This window comes from Streptomyces sp. NBC_00239 (genome assembly GCF_036194065.1).
Classification (GTDB): domain Bacteria; phylum Actinomycetota; class Actinomycetes; order Streptomycetales; family Streptomycetaceae; genus Streptomyces.
In genome coordinates, this window is sequence record NZ_CP108095.1 from 7,054,769 (window position 1) to 7,069,198 (window position 14,430).

The 14,430-nt window shown below is 74.0% G+C and carries 12 protein-coding genes and 1 tRNA gene; 10 read left to right on the plus strand and 3 right to left on the minus strand.

Annotated features, from left to right (window positions below):
- Positions 1–14 precede the first annotated feature (14 nt).
- Positions 15–962 (minus strand): fibronectin type III domain-containing protein, encoded by a 948-nt coding sequence (locus OG764_RS31395; RefSeq protein ID WP_328971698.1) that lies wholly within the window; start codon positions 960–962, stop codon positions 15–17.
- A 279-nt stretch (positions 963–1,241) separates the two neighbouring features.
- Here OG764_RS31395 and OG764_RS31400 point away from each other — a divergent pair, with 279 nt between their 5' ends.
- The 7 genes from OG764_RS31400 to OG764_RS31430 all read left to right on the plus strand — a co-directional run bounded on the left by OG764_RS31400 (position 1,242) and on the right by OG764_RS31430 (position 8,538).
- On the plus strand, positions 1,242–2,840 hold the full coding sequence (locus OG764_RS31400) for an ABC transporter substrate-binding protein (protein WP_328971699.1): 1,599 nt from the start codon (positions 1,242–1,244) through the stop codon (positions 2,838–2,840).
- Between the two features lie 23 nt (positions 2,841–2,863).
- Positions 2,864–3,829 carry an ABC transporter permease gene (locus OG764_RS31405; protein WP_328973235.1) on the plus strand — a complete coding sequence of 322 codons (966 nt, stop codon included), beginning with the start codon at positions 2,864–2,866 and terminating at the stop codon, positions 3,827–3,829.
- Positions 3,822–4,778 carry an ABC transporter permease gene (locus OG764_RS31410; RefSeq protein ID WP_328971700.1) on the plus strand — a complete coding sequence of 319 codons (957 nt, stop codon included), beginning with the start codon at positions 3,822–3,824 and terminating at the stop codon, positions 4,776–4,778. The genes OG764_RS31405 and OG764_RS31410 overlap by 8 nt, the downstream gene beginning before the upstream one ends.
- A gap of 185 nt (positions 4,779–4,963) precedes the next feature.
- The gene (locus OG764_RS31415; RefSeq protein ID WP_328973236.1) at positions 4,964–5,872 is read left to right on the plus strand and encodes an ABC transporter ATP-binding protein; all 909 of its coding nucleotides are present in this window, start codon (positions 4,964–4,966) and stop codon (positions 5,870–5,872) included.
- Complete coding sequence (locus OG764_RS31420; protein WP_328971701.1) at positions 5,865–6,539, plus strand: ABC transporter ATP-binding protein; 675 nt, start codon at positions 5,865–5,867, stop codon at positions 6,537–6,539. Before OG764_RS31415 ends, OG764_RS31420 begins: the two co-directional genes overlap by 8 nt.
- Positions 6,540–6,667: 128 nt before the next feature.
- Positions 6,668–6,862 (plus strand): hypothetical protein, encoded by a 195-nt coding sequence (locus OG764_RS31425; RefSeq protein ID WP_328971702.1) that lies wholly within the window; start codon positions 6,668–6,670, stop codon positions 6,860–6,862.
- A 110-nt stretch (positions 6,863–6,972) separates the two neighbouring features.
- The gene (locus tag OG764_RS31430) at positions 6,973–8,538 is read left to right on the plus strand and encodes a hypothetical protein (RefSeq protein ID WP_328971703.1); all 1,566 of its coding nucleotides are present in this window, start codon (positions 6,973–6,975) and stop codon (positions 8,536–8,538) included.
- Between the two features lie 75 nt (positions 8,539–8,613).
- Here OG764_RS31430 and OG764_RS31435 read toward each other — a convergent pair whose 3' ends face one another.
- The gene (locus tag OG764_RS31435) at positions 8,614–9,117 is read right to left on the minus strand and encodes a hypothetical protein (protein ID WP_328971704.1); all 504 of its coding nucleotides are present in this window, start codon (positions 9,115–9,117) and stop codon (positions 8,614–8,616) included.
- A gap of 393 nt (positions 9,118–9,510) precedes the next feature.
- Here OG764_RS31435 and OG764_RS31440 point away from each other — a divergent pair, with 393 nt between their 5' ends.
- Entirely contained in the window at positions 9,511–10,206 is a 696-nt protein-coding gene (locus tag OG764_RS31440) for a hypothetical protein (protein ID WP_328971705.1), read from the plus strand.
- Positions 10,207–10,208: 2 nt separating this feature from the next.
- Here the strand turns inward: OG764_RS31440 and OG764_RS31445 are convergent.
- Positions 10,209–10,283 (minus strand) — tRNA-Ala (locus tag OG764_RS31445).
- Between the two features lie 328 nt (positions 10,284–10,611).
- Here OG764_RS31445 and OG764_RS31450 point away from each other — a divergent pair.
- Both OG764_RS31450 and OG764_RS31455 read left to right on the plus strand, forming a co-directional pair.
- The gene (locus OG764_RS31450; protein ID WP_328971706.1) at positions 10,612–11,148 is read left to right on the plus strand and encodes a universal stress protein; all 537 of its coding nucleotides are present in this window, start codon (positions 10,612–10,614) and stop codon (positions 11,146–11,148) included.
- A gap of 261 nt (positions 11,149–11,409) precedes the next feature.
- Positions 11,410–14,217 (plus strand): hypothetical protein, encoded by a 2,808-nt coding sequence (locus OG764_RS31455; protein ID WP_328971707.1) that lies wholly within the window; start codon positions 11,410–11,412, stop codon positions 14,215–14,217.
- Positions 14,218–14,430: the final 213 nt, after the last annotated feature.

The following is a 14,430-nucleotide window of genomic DNA, read 5'->3' on the forward strand; positions in this document are numbered from 1 at the left end:
GGCGTAAGGGACTTCTAGCCTGCGAGTGTGACCGATCGTTCGGCGGAGAATGATCCCCAGTTGCCGTCGGGCAGCCGGGCGCGCAGCTTCAGCCGCCACACGGTCCCGGCCGCTTCGGCCACGGTCAGGCGGTAGACGGCGCGGCCCGCCGGGACGGCTCCCCGGCCCCACTGGATCACCGTGGTCATCCGCCCGTCCACGTACAGCTGGTACTCGCCGACCGGCTTCCCGGTGTCCGGGGCCCGCCAGGACAGCTCCACCGCGCCCGGCCCGGCGGTCGCCCGGAAGTCGGCGGGCGCGGTGCTCGGCGCGTGCCCGGTGGCGTGCGGCGTGGTGACGTCGGCGGCCGGGCTGTCGGGGGATGAGTGGTCGGCGCGGTCGCGGGCGCGGACCGTGAAGGTGTAGACGGTGTCCGGCAGCAGCCCGGTGACCGTGGTGCGGGTGGTCCGCCCGTCCACGGTGTGGATCCGGGCCCCGCCCTGGTACACGTCGTAGGCGCTGACGCCGATGTCGTCGGTGACCGCCGACCAGGAGAGCGACGCCGCCCGCGGCCCGTCCGGCCGGGCGGTCAGCGATGCCGGGGTGCCGGGCGCGCGCCGGTCGTCGGGCGCCGCGTCGGGGGTGGTCACGCGCGCCTCGGCGCTGCGCGGCGAGAGGTTGCCCGCGGCGTCCTCGGCCCGTACGGAGAAGGCGTACGCGGTCCGGGGGGTAAGGCCGGTGATGTCCACCATCCGCTTGTCGGCGGGGAGTTCGCGGACGAGGGCGGCGCCGCGGAAAACCTGGTAGCCGGTGACTCCGTCGGCCGGATCGGCCTCGGCCCACATCACGTGCACCGAACCGGAGCTGCCGGCCTGGGCCGTCAGCTCCAGGGGCGCGGGCGGGCTCTGGGTGTCGGGGGCCGGTCCGGCGCAGCCGGTCAGCAGGCCGCAGAGGAGGACGGCTGTTCCCACGGAGCGTCGCACGGCCCCTCCCCGACTGATCTGATGCGGGCACGCCAAAGGTCTAGACATATATGACACGTCGCGCAGGCGGCCATCAAGACCGCTGCGGGAAGTTGTGGGAAGTGTCCGCTCTCGGTGGGCGCTGACCGGACTGTGTCATTGCGTGCCCATTACGTACTGTTTAATTGCGACCGACTCGCAATAACCTTTGATCGGCAAACAGCGCGAGCCGGTACCGGCACGAGCAGGACCGGCGCGAGCAGTAAGCAAGACACGAGCAGTACAAGAGGTGTGCACAGCATGACGGCCCGAACGGCACGGGGACTGGCCGCGACCACGCTGGCCGCCGCACTCATCGCGAGCGCGGCGGCCTGCTCGACCCCTGGAGCGGGCGGCCCCGCGGGCGCCGCGGCCGCGGACTCCGTGGTCGTCGGGATCGCGACCGAGCCGGAGAGCCTCAGCCCGCTCCTCGGGTACGGCAAGGACGGCAACTCCAAGATCTTCGACGGCCTCCTCACCCACGACGCGTCGATGCGGCTGCGCCCGGCGCTCGCCGTGGCCCTGCCCGAGGTCTCCCGCGACGGGCTCACCTACACGTACCGGCTGCGCCAGGGCGTCCGGTTCAGCGACGGCACGCCCTTCACCGCCGCCGACGTCGTCTTCACGTACCGCACGATCCTCGACGCGAAGACGAACAACGCCGCCAAGACCGAGCTCGACGCCGTCGAGTCGGTCACCCGGCAGGGCGCCGACCGCGTGGTCTTCACCCTCAAGTACCCGTACGCGCCCTTCGCCGAGCGGACCGTACTGCCCATCGCGCCCGAGCACATCGCGGGCCGCCAGGACGTCAACAGCGGCGAGTTCACCACCCGGCCCGTCGGCACCGGCCCGTACGTCCTCACCGCCTGGTCCAAGGGCGAGAAGCTCAGCTTCCGCGCCAACCCCGACTACTGGGGCGGCGCGCCCGCGGTCAAGAAGTTCACGATGGCCGTCATCAAGGACGACGACGTGCGCGCCACCCGGCTGCGCGCCGGCGAGCTCGACGGGGCCGTCCTGCCGCCCAACCTCGCCAAGGGCTTCGCCCACGACAAGGGCCGCACCACCCTCGCCGCCACCTCCTTCGACTACCGCAACGTCACCCTCCCCACCCTGCACGAGGTGGCCGGCGACCCGGCCGTCCGCCGGGCGCTCGACCTCGCCGTCGACCGCACCGCCATGGTCGACAAGCTCCTCGACGGCGCCGGCAAGCCCGCCTACGGCCCGGTCCCCACCGACAGCCCCTGGTTCACGAAGGGCACCGAGCGCGCCCACGACCTCGGCCGGGCCCGCCGGATCCTCGACGCGGCCGGCTGGCGGCCGGGCGCCGACGGCATCCGCGTCAAGGACGGCGTCCGCGCCGCCTTCCCGCTCTGGTACACCTCCGGCGACAAGCTCCGCCAGGAGCACGCCCTCGCCTACGCCTCCGACGCCAAGAAGGCCGGCATCGAGATAACGACCGAGGCCGGCACCTGGGAGGTCATCGAGCCGCGGATGAAGACCGAGGCGGTCCTCGCCGGCGGCGGCTCGCCCGCCGACCCCGACTTCGACCAGTACCTGCTCCTCAAGTCCACCCTCGGCGGCGACGGCTTCAACAACATGGCCCGGTACGACAATCCGGCCGTCGACAAGGCCCTCGACGAAGGCCGCCGCAGCGGCGACCGCACCGTCCGCAAGGCCGCCTACGACACCGTCCAGCGCGAACTGGTGAAGAACCCCGGCTACACCTTCCTCACCCACATCGACCACCTGTACGTGGTCGGCAACCGCTGGAAGAACCTCACCACCCAGGTCGAACCGCACGACCACGGCCTCGGCTCCGGCCCCTGGTGGAACGTGGAGAAGTGGCAGCCCGCCACGTGAACCGCGGCCTGCCCTGGGGGCCGATGGCCAGGATGACGGGACGGCGGGTCCTGCTCGCCGCCCCCGTCCTGCTCACCGTGACCCTCGGCGTCTTCGCGGCCGCCGCGCTGTCGCCCTTCGACCCCGTCAAGGCGTACGCCGGCACCGCCGGGCTCACCGCCTCCCAGGAGACCCTCGACCAGCTCCGCGACAACCTCGGCGCGGACCGCCCCTTCCTGACCCGCTGGTGGGAATGGCTCGGCTCGGCGCTCACCGGCGACCTCGGCACCTCCGCCGTCATGCGCCGGCCGGTCGCCGACGTGATCACCGAACGCCTCGGCTGGTCCGTCCTGCTGGCCGGCACCGCCTTCCTGGTGGCCGTCCTGCTCGGCGCCGTCCTCGGCGTGCTCGCCGCCCGCCGGCCCGGCCGCCTCCTGGACCGGGCCGCCACCGCCGCCGCGTACACCCTGGAGGCGGCGCCCGCCTTCTGGCTCGGGCTGCTCGCCATCTGGTTCTTCGCCGTCCACCTCGGCGTGCTGCCGGCCGGCGGACTCACCGACGCCGGCGCCGACACCGTGACCGCCGGCCAGGTCGCCCGCCACCTCGTGCTGCCCGCCCTGGTGCTCGCCGTCTCCCAGCTGCCCTGGTTCTTCCTGTACGTCCGCCAGGGCGTGGCCGACGCGCTCGCGGAGGACCCCGTACGCGGCGCCCGGGCCCGCGGCCTCGCCGAACGCACCGTGCTGCTCGGGCACGCCCTGCGCGCCGGCATGCTCCCGACGCTGACCCTGGTCGGCTCCCGCGTCCCCGAAGTCATCACCGGCGCCCTGCTGGTGGAGACCGTCTTCAGCTGGCCCGGCATCGCCGCCGCGACCGTCGAGGCGGCGACCTCGGTCGACTTCCCGCTGCTCGCCGCCCTCACCGTGCTCGCCACGGCGGCCGTCCTCGCCGGCAACCTGCTCTCCGACCTGCTGTACGGGCTCGCCGACCCGAGGGTGGGCTTCGATGGCTGACCCGGTGGGTGCTTCCGAGACTGTTGGGTGCGGTGGCGCCGTCAAGGCTGCCGGGACTGCCGGGACTGCGGAGGCTGCCGGGACCGTGTGGCACGCGCGGGCGGGCTCCGGCCGCCCCGCACGCTCCACCCGTACGCTGCGCGTGCGCGCCGCCGCGGCCCTCGTCGCCGCCGTGGTGCTCGCCGTCGTCCTCGTCCCCGTGGTCGTACCCCTCGACCGGCAGGCAGTCGACCTCGCAGCGAAACTCCTGCCGCCGTCCTGGGCGCACCCCTTCGGCACCGACGAAGTGGGCCGCGACCTGCTGCTGCGCTGCGTCTACGGGCTGCGCGTCTCCCTGCTCGTCGGCGTGGTCGCGGCGCTGGTCGCCACCGTCATCGGCACGGCCGTCGGAGCCGCCGCGGGCGCGCTCGGCGGCTGGACCGACCGGCTCGTGATGCGGCTCGTCGACACCTTCTCCGCCGTGCCGCACCTGCTGCTCGGCATCCTCGTCGTCGCACTGTTCCGCCCCGGCGTCTGGCCGGTGGTGGTCTCGGTGGCGCTCACGCACTGGCTCTCCACGGCCCGGATCGTGCGCGCCGAGATGCTCTCGCTGCGCGCCCGGCCCTTCGTGGACGCGGCCGTCTCGGGCGGCGCATCCCGGCTGCGGATCGCGGTTCGGCACCTGGTGCCGGGGGTGCTGCCGCAGGCCGGCCTCGCGGCCGTCCTGATGATCCCGCACGCGATGTGGCACGAATCGGCCCTGTCGTTCCTGGGCCTGGGCCTGCCCGCGCACGAGGCGAGCCTGGGCACGCTCGTGCAGAGCGCGCGCGGCGCGCTGCTCGCGGGCGCGTGGTGGCCGACCCTGTTCCCCGGCATCTTCCTGATCGTCCCGACGCTCGCCATCGCGGGCCTCGCCGCCGCCTGGCGCGACCGGCTCAACCCGCGCACCCGCTCGGAGCTGATGCTTTGAACCGCCTCCGCGTCCGACTGCGAACCGGCCCCGGCAGCCGCCGCGCCGAAGGCGAAGCCGCTCCCGGTGCCGCGCCCGCAGCTGGTGCCGCGCCCGCAGCTGGTGCCGCGCCCGCAGCTGGTGCCGCGCCCGCGGCCGGTGCCGCGCCCGTGCTCCGTGTGCGCGGGCTCTCCGTGCGCTTCGCGATGCGCGGCGGGCGGTACGTGGAGGCCGTCAGCGACGCCCGGTTCGACCTCGCGGCGGGGGAGTGCCTCGCCCTCGTCGGCGAGAGCGGCTGCGGCAAATCCGTGCTCGCCTCCGCCCTCCTCGGCCTGCTCCCCGGCAACGCCCAGACCGCCGGCGCAGCCCTCCTCGCCGACGGCCTCGACCTCCTCACCGCCGACGAGCGCACCCTCGCCCGCACCGTACGGGGCCGCCGCATCGGCCTGGTCCCGCAGAGCCCGGCCGCGCACCTCACCCCGGTCCGTACCGTCCGCGCCCAACTGGCAGAGACCGTACGGGAACTGGCCCCGGTGCCGCGGGCCGGACTACGGGCCGCCGCGGAGGCCGCCGCTGACCGCGCCGCGTTCCCCCGCACCCACCTCGACCGGTACCCCCACGAGCTGTCCGGCGGGCTCGCCCAGCGCGCCGCCACCGCGCTGGCCCTGGTCGGCGACGCCCCGCTGCTGCTCGCCGACGAGCCCACCACCGGCCTCGACCGCGCACTCGTGCACCGCACCGTCGACGAACTGCGCGGGCACACCCGTGACGGCCGCGCCCTGCTGATGATCACGCACGACCTCGCGGCGGCCGCCCGGATCGCCGACACCGTCGCCGTCATGTACGCCGGACGGATCGTCGAACTCGCCCCCGCCGACGCCTTCTTCGGCGTGCCGGGCCCCCGGCACCCGTACGCCCGCGGGCTGCTCGCGGCGCTGCCGGAGCGCGATTTCGTGCCGCTGCCCGGCAGCCCACCCGCGCTCTCCGCGCTGCCGCCCGGCTGCGCCTTCGCCGCCCGCTGCCCGGCCGCCGACGAGGCCTGCGGCCGGCGCCCCGCCTTCACCGGCGGCCTCGCCTGCCACCACCCCGCCCCACCGGAGCCGGCCCGTGCTTGAGTTGCGTTCGATCACCGCGGGCTACGGGCGCGGCGCCCCGGCCGTCCGCGACGTCAGCCTCACCCTGGCCCCCGGCCGGGCGACCGGGCTGCTCGGCCCCAGCGGGTGCGGCAAGTCCACCCTCGCCCGGGTCGCCGCGCTGCTGCACCGCCCCGACCACGGCACCCTCACCGTCGACGGCACCACCGTCACCCGCTGGCGGCACCGGGCGCCGCGCGAACTGCGCACCGCCGTCGGCGTGGTGTTCCAGCAGCCCCGCCTCGCCGCCGACCCCCGGCTGCGGCTGCGCGACCTGGTCGCCGAACCGCTGCGGGCCACCGGCCGCCGCCGCGAGGTCCGCACCCGGGTGCCAGAACTCGCCGAGCGCGTCGGCCTCGGCGCCGACCTGCTGGACCGCCGGCCGCACGAGGTGAGCGACGGGCAGCTGCAACGCGCCTGCCTGGCACGCGCCTTGGTGCTGAGCCCGCGCTGGCTGGTGTGCGACGAGATGACCGCGATGCTCGACGCCTCCACCGCCGCCGCGCTGGTCGGCGTGGTCGAGGCGTACCGCGCCGACACGGGCGCGGGGCTGCTCGCCGTGGGCCACGATCCGGTGCTGCTGGAGCGCTGGTGCGACCGCACCGTGCACTGGCCCGATCTCACCGGCGGCACGGACACGTCCGACTGACCGGCCGTCACCGAGGGTCAACAACCCGTACGGCGGACACGTCGTTCGCCCGGAAGGCCCTCCCGCTGCGCCAGGATGGCGGACCGATGCCGCAGCCGTGCCAGAACCCTGCGGCGCAGGAGGTTCCGATGGCGATTTCCATCTCCGTGGTGCTGCTGCTCCTGATCCTCGCAGTGGTCTTCGTACGCAGCGGCGGGCTCAAGTTCTCGCACGCGCTGGTCTGTCTGCTGCTCGGCTTCTACCTGGCGAGCAGCAGCATGGCGGCGACCATCCACAACAGCCTGGCGGCCACCGCCGACGTGGTGAGCAGCCTCAAACCCTGACCGACTGTTGCGCGTTCGTGAATCATCGCGCAGCGATATGGACTCCTCAGGCAACGAGTTCTAGCGTCTGCCCCCGGGCGCGATCTTGTACGCAGAGGAGGAACGACCGGATGTTCCGCAGAACGCTGAACTGCGCGGTGGCCCCGGCCCTCGCCGCAGCGGCGGCGTTGTACGGTGTCTCGCCGGCGCAGGCCGACGACATACCCAAGGCCCCCGGCCACCGTCTGGTGAGCCAGTACGAGGGCAGCCCCGCCACCGCCGTACCGGTGCCCGGCGAGGCCCCGCCGCAGCACCCGTACCTCGCACCCAACGGCCGCAGCGGCATGCACGCCGACGCGGCCGGCAGCGCCACCTACCCGTGGCCGGGTCCGCTCGGCCGCGACCCGGAGGTGCGCAGCGAGAAGATCGCGGCGCTCGGCGGTGAGTGCGCCACCGCCACCTTCGACTCGGGCGGCCGGCTGGTCACGGTGTGCGGCACCTTCGCGGGTTTCAAGGTCAAGCTCCTCGACCCGCGTTCCCTGGCCACGCTCGCGGAGTACCAGCTCCCGCAGCGTTCCTCGACGGTCGAGGCGATCACCTCGCTCGACTTCTCCAAGATCTTCAAGGACACCTCGGGCGGCGCCTACTTCTACCTGGACGACCAGGACCGGGCCGTCCTCGCCGACTCGCGGCAGCACATCCTGCGGCTCGGACACGCGCAGAACCCCGACGGCAGCTGGAAGTTCACCGTCGAGGACGACTGGGACCTCACCCCGCAGGTCCCGCACGACTGCGTCAGCTGGACCAACCTGTGGCCCAGCGGCAGTTGCGACCCCGTCACCTCCGTGATGCCCGACTGGCACGGCCGGATCTGGTGGGTCACCCGGCAGGGCCGGGTCGGCACCGTGGACCCGGACGACGGGCGGATCCGCTCGGTGCGGCTGGCGGGCGAGGAGATCCAGAACTCGTTCTCGGTGGCCGAGGACGGCGTGTCGATCGTCTCCGACCACGCGCTGTACAGCTTCCGGGCCGAGGCCGACGGCACCCCGAAGGTGCAGTGGCGCCAGCCGTACGACCGCGGGACCGGCACCAAGCCGGGTTCGGTGAACCAGGGTTCGGGCACCACCCCGGACCTGTTCGGCGACGGCTACGTCGCGATCACCGACAACGCCGACGACCGGATGAACGTCCTCGTCTACCGGCGGGGCGCGGACGCGCCGGCGGACCGGCGGCTGGTCTGCCGGGTGCCGGTCTTCGGCTCCGGCGCCTCGACCACCGACAACTCCCTGATCAGCTGGGGCAACAGCCTCGTCGTCGAGAACAACTACGGCTACGAGAACGTCACCACGCTGCTGCTGGGCAAGTCCGTCGTCGGCGGTGTCAGCCGCATCGACGTGCGACCCGACGGCAGCGGCTGCGACACGGTGTGGGAGAGCGCGATCCGCTCGCCCTCCACCGTCCCGAAGCTCTCCACCGCCAACGGGCTCCTCTACTTCTACGAGAAGGACCCCAACATCTGGGGCATCGACGCCTGGTACCTGACGGCCGTGGACTTCCGCACCGGTGAGCGCCGCTGGCGGCAGCTGACCGGCACGGGACCCGCGTACGACAACAACTGGGCGCCCGTCACCCTCGGTCCCGACGGCACCGCGTACGTCGGTGTGTTCAACGGGATCGTGGCGGTCCGCGACCGCTGAGGCGGTACGCGACGCAGCGCCGCCGGCCCGAAGGCCGGCGGCGCCGTCGTGCGGGTGCGGTGCCGGTGTCCGGGCTCAGTGGAAGAGCATGGAGGCGCCGCCGGCGGCGGTGGTGACCGAGCCGGGGCACAGGAAGCTCCCCGAGGTCTTGGTCGCGGTGAACGCCTGGTTGAGGTACTTGCGGGTGCTGCCGTCCCGGTTCCACAGGATGTTCGAGGCCTTGTAGCGGCAGGAGATGAAGCTCTGCTGGCCCGTGATGTCGATGACGTCCAGCTTCGCGGTGCCGGCGGCGTCGTCGAAGGTGAAGCCGGGGTTGTTGTTGAGGGCCGCGGTGATGCCGCCGCTGCAGGACAGGTTCCCGCCCGGCTTGTTGATAGAGGTGCGGTCGACGGTCAGCGCGGCGGGGGCGTTCGCGCTGGTGCGGGCGTTGGTCCAGGTACAGGTGCTGCCCGCGACCAGGATGCTGCCGTCGAGCAGCTGGTCGGCCGTGGGGCCCAGTGCCGTGGCCGTGGCCGAACCGCCGACGGTGGCGGCGACGACCAGGGCGGTGACGCAGGACAGTTTCGCGATGTGCCTCATGGTGCTCCTCCTTGCCACTTCCTTGTGGGGGTGTGCGGTGCGACGGGCGGGCCGCACCGGGGGGTGCTTCCGGTCGTGCCGGGGGAGGTGCCCGCGGCGGGACCGGGGAGGGAGCCGGACGTTCACGTACCGCTTCCGGCGGGGCGGATGCGCGCGGATGCGGGTGCGTCATGGAAGGTCCCACAGCCACCTTGAACTGTCAGGTACCCGTCAAGAAATTGGCTGGATGGCACCGCGTGCCGGAGCCTGCGACGCGTTGTGCGGGTGTCCGGGGCTGTGCGGGTGTCCGGCGGGCGGATGCGCGACCGAGCGCGGGCGGTCCGGCTCACCCGGTCCGGTGATCCGTGGCGCAGGAGCGGGACCGGTGCGGTCCGGCTGCGCCAGGGTGGGCGGATGACATCCCGCTCCTGGTTCGCCTCCTTCGCACTCCTCGCGCTCGGCGCGTCGGGGTGCATGGTGGTCTCGTCCGTACCGCCGCCGACCGGCCATCTGCCGTCACCCGCACCGGTGTTGCCCGCCGCCGTCGTCCCGGCGGCCGTGCCCGAGGGGGTGTCCGACCGGCCCGCGGGCCCGGGGGTGGACGTACGGCGGGCGAAGACGCCCAGGTCGGAGGCCGGGTCACGGGCCGGGGCCGAACCGAAGTCGGCTCCCGGGTCCGAGCCGAAGCCCGAGTCCAAGTCCGAGTCCAGGTCCGAGTCCAGGTCCGAGTCCGGGTCCCACGGCAAGCCCCGGACCAAGCGCACGGTCCGTCATGCGGGGCCCGCGGCGAAGGCCGGGGGGAAGGGGAAGACGAGGGGGCAGGCGAAGGCCAGGGGGAGGGCGGCGCTCAAGGGCGGGGCGAAGGCCAAGGGGAAGGCGCGCGCGAAGGGGGAGCGCCGGGTCCGGCCGACGGCGAAGGCCCTGCCGCATCCGAAGCGCAGGCCGCAGCACCGGCCCAAGGTGCGTCCCGCGCCCAAGCCCCGGAACCAACCGTCCTACGACATGCGCGCGTTGTGCGCGGCCGCCCGGGGGAGGGTGGATCCCGCCATCGCGGCCATGTGCCCGCGGGTCGGGAGCTGGACGCCGCCGACGCGCGGCGGCGGACGGTAGGGGGCGGGGCGGCCGGATTCGAACCGGCGTCCTCCTCCATGCTGTGTAGGCGCACTACCTCTGTGCTACGACCCCGCCTTGGGGCGATCTTAACCCTGCCTCCCCGCCTCCCGGCCAGCGGTTTTCCGGCCGCCCGGCCGCCGTCCGCCGCCCGCTGTCCGCCGGTGTCCCGGCTGCGGAAGTCGGCGAGGGTGTCCCGGCGTACGAGGAGGTGGGCCGAGCCGCCGTCGACGGTGGCGACACCGACGGCGGAGGGCCGTGACGTCAGAGGTGCGTCAGGGTGTGCCGCCGGGGTTCCAGAAGACCGTCAACTCCTCTGGTCCGCCCGGCTCCGGCGCGGTTCCATGGGCGCAGGCGACTGTCGGACGGCGGCAGCGAGGGCCGGCGGGAGGGGTGGTGGGTCGGGTGCGGCAACGGGTCGTGGCAGGGGTGAGCGGATCGCTGGGCAGCGTGACGGCCCTGCACCGGGCCGCCGCCGAGGCCCGCGCCCGGGGCGCGGAGCTGTGGGTGGTGCTGGCCTGGCAGCCGCCGGGCGGGCTCGGCACCCACCGGTTCGGCGACGTGTCGGTGCTCACCGCCGGCCAGGAGGCGGCGGCCGCCCGCCTCGGCGCGACCCTCCGTGCCGCCTTCGGCGCCGGGCCGGACCGCGCCTCGCGCATCCCGCCCGCGCCGGACCTGACCGCGCTGACCGCACGGGGCGGCGCGGGCGAGGTGTTGGTGGACTTCGCCCGCGACGCCGACGACCTGCTCGTCGTCGGGACCGGCAGGCCGCGGCGGCCGGTGCACCGCGCGCTGCACCGCTCGGTCGCCCGGTACTGCCTGGCGTACGCGACCTGCCCGGTGATGACGGTGCCGCCCAGTCCGCTCCAGTCCGCGCTGGAGTCCGTACGCCGCCGCAACGCGTGGGGACTGCCGCTGGACGCCCGCGAACTGGCCGGCTGACGGGCCCGGCTCCGCACGCGATCCGCCATGCCCGAATCAGGAGTTTATGTGCTGCCGTGGGGAAATTGCTGAATGCTGTGCAGGTTTGAGGTGTAATAGGCGCGAACGGGCGTGCGTATTCGGCCAAGTTGCCGCTCTGAGGGCACTTTTGTCACGCAGTGCGGTTCATGAGGCAACCTGCGCCCTTCCGTCGTCATCCTCACCGATCGAGGAGGCTCCCCGGGGAAACCCGCGGCGCCCCAGACGAGACCGACGATGAGGATGACCACCTTGATACGTGTCACACGCGTGGCAACCGCGACGATGGCGGTGCTCGCGCTCGCCGCGTCGGCGGCGCCGGCGCTCGCGGCCCCGGTCCCCGGCTCGCCCGGCCCCTTCTCGGGTGCCCGGGCGGCAGCGGCCGACGGCCTCCCCGAGGGCTGGCAGTTCACCGGTACCGGCAACGGCCGGCAGCTGGTGTGGACCTCGGCCGACACCGTGCCCATGGGCGACGCCCGGGTCGAGTTCTACGACGGGGACCGGCTGCTCGGCCGCCCGTCGGCGGGCCCGGACGGCCGCACCTTCCGGCTGCGGGCCGACGGCGCGCGGTTCGCGGGGGCGACCGACCTGCGCGTGGTGGCCGGCGGCCGCCGCCTCGACGCCCGCGGCGCCGCCGCGGCCCCCCAGTCCGGCCGGACCACCGTGCCGTCGGCCCAGGAAGCGCCGCTGCCCGCCAACGCGGTCGACCCCGGCAAGGCGGGCAACTACCGCACCGCCGACGGCGCGTACACCCTGAAGTCCGTGAAGCTGCCCGGCTACGCGGCGCCGGTCGAGATGCGCGCCACCGTCGTGGGCCCGACCAACGCCCCCGGCAAGCGCCCGGTCGTCCTGTTCCTGCACGGCCGCCACTCCGTCTGTTACATCCCCGGCGGCGAACTCGGCGGCGAGTGGCCCTGCAAGAACGGCACCAAGCCCATACCGAGCGAGCGCGGCTACCTCCAGTCCCAGAAGCTGCTGGCCTCCCAGGGCTATGTGACGGTCTCCATCGCCGCCAACGGCATCAACGCCCAGGACCACCTCGCCGACGACGCCGGCGCCCAGGCCCGCTCCTCCCTGGTCCGGCTGCACCTGGCCCGCTGGGCAGACTGGTCCGCCGACCGGTCCGGCGCCCCGGCAGCCGTCCGCGCGCTCGCGCCCGCCGACCTGTCCCGCGTCATGCTCGTCGGCCACTCGCGCGGCGGCGAGGGCGTCAACCGGGCCGCGCTCGACAGCCTCGAAAAGCCGCCCGCCTCCCAGGACGGCTACCGCGGCCCGGTGCGCTGGAAGATCCGCGGCAACGTGCTGATCGGCCCCACCGTCTTCGGGCAGAACCCCGTCCCCGACGTGCCCTCCATGACGATCCTGCCGGGCTGCGACGGAGACGTCTCCGACCTCCAGGGCCAGATCTACGCCGACGGCACCCGCGGCGTCAGCCGGGGCGCGGCCCTGCACAGCTCCGTCTACATGGTCGGCGCGAACCACAACTTCTTCAACACCGAGTGGACCCCCGGTCAGGCCGCGGCCCCGGCCGACGACGACTTCTGGCCCGGCGAGACCCCGGACCCGGTGTGCGGCGTCGGCAAGAAGACCCGCCTGACCGCGGCCCAGCAGCAGACCGCGGGCGCCACCTACATCGCGGCCGCGGCCCGGCTGTTCGTCGCCGGCGACGACCGGGTGCGCCCGCTGCTCGACGGCTCGAACCGTCGTGCGCCGTCCGCCGACCCGGCACGGGTGCTCACCCACGCCGTCGGCGCCCACCGCACCCCGGCCTTCCTGCCGGACCCCACCACCACCGTCACCGGCGGCCGGGTGTGCGCCCAGATCGACCCCGACCCGAAGCGCGCCTGCCTGCCCTCGGGCGAGCACGGCGGCAGCCCGTCACCGCACTTCGCGTCCTGGGAGACCATGCCCGAACCGGGCCGTGACGCCATGGTGATGCAGTGGTCGCGCGCCGGCTCCCCGGTCACCGTACGGCCCGCCCGCCCGGTCTCCCTGGCCGGTGCCGAGTCCCTGGCCCTGCGCGTCTTCGTACCGCCGAACACCACCGGCACCAAGCTGGACGTCACCGTCGTCGACGCCGCCGGCAAGCGCGCCACCCTCGGCCGGGCTACCGTCGACGGACTGCCCGGCACCGAGCGCACCTCCTCGTACTGGGCGCGCGAGGTCCGCGTTCCGCTGGCCGCCGCCGTCCGCGCCGGGCTCGACCTCAAGCACGTCAAGTCCCTGGAACTGACCCCGCGCACCGCCTCCGGCAAGGCGTGGCTGATGGACGCCTGGGGCTGGCGCCCCGGCACCCCCGCCGTGAAGCCGGCCGGGCTCACCCGCGTCGACATCGGCCGTCTCCAGGTCAAGGAGGGCGACTCCGGCACCAAGACCTACCGGATCCCCGTGCAGGTCACCGGGCACGGCAGCGGGCAGCTGCGGCTGTTCGTCCCGAAGCCGGGCACCGACCAGACCACCAGCCGCCTCGTGACCGTCCGTCCGGGCAGCCAGGCCATCGACGTCCCGGTCTCCGTCACCGGCAACACCCGCTTCGGCTCCTCGATTTCGAGTGACATCTTCGTCAAGGCCGTCCGCGGCGTCGCCGTCGGCAGCCACCGCGGCGGTGTGACCGCGCTGAACGACGACCCCATGCCGAAGGTCACCATGACTCCGGTCGCGGGTGACGTCGTCGAGGGCAAGAAGCTGACCTGGCGGGTGGCCCTGTCGGCGGTCTCCGACTCGGACATGATGTACCAGTTCGACTTCGCGAAGGTCACCGACGGGACCGAGCTGTCCACCAAGGACGTCGACCCGGTGTGGCTGAAGGAGACCTTCGACCAGCAGCCCGACCCGGAGCGTCCGCTCTCGAAGATGCTCGCCCAGGGCTCGCCGTCGCTGTGGTTCCACATCCCCGCCGGCAAGCTGCGCACCGACGTGACCGTCCCCACCGTGGCGGACCGGGTGCGCGAGCCGGCGGAGACCGTGCGCGGACAGCTGTTCATGTACGACGAACAGTGGAACCCGAAGCCGGGCCCCGTCGTCACGGGCACGGTACGCGACGCCTCCTAGCACCACGGGCACCACGAGCACCACGAGCACCACGAGCACCGTGAACTCCCTGTGGAGCCGCGGGCAGTGAACAACGGGCGCCGCCGCGCCGGCCGGACCGGACACCACCGGGACGGCCGGGCGGCGGCGTCCGCCGTTCCGCCCCGCGCGGGTTTGACGTACGCGGGCAGTGGCGGTGAAGCTCGGCCGGCCGGCACGGACCGGGAAGAGCGA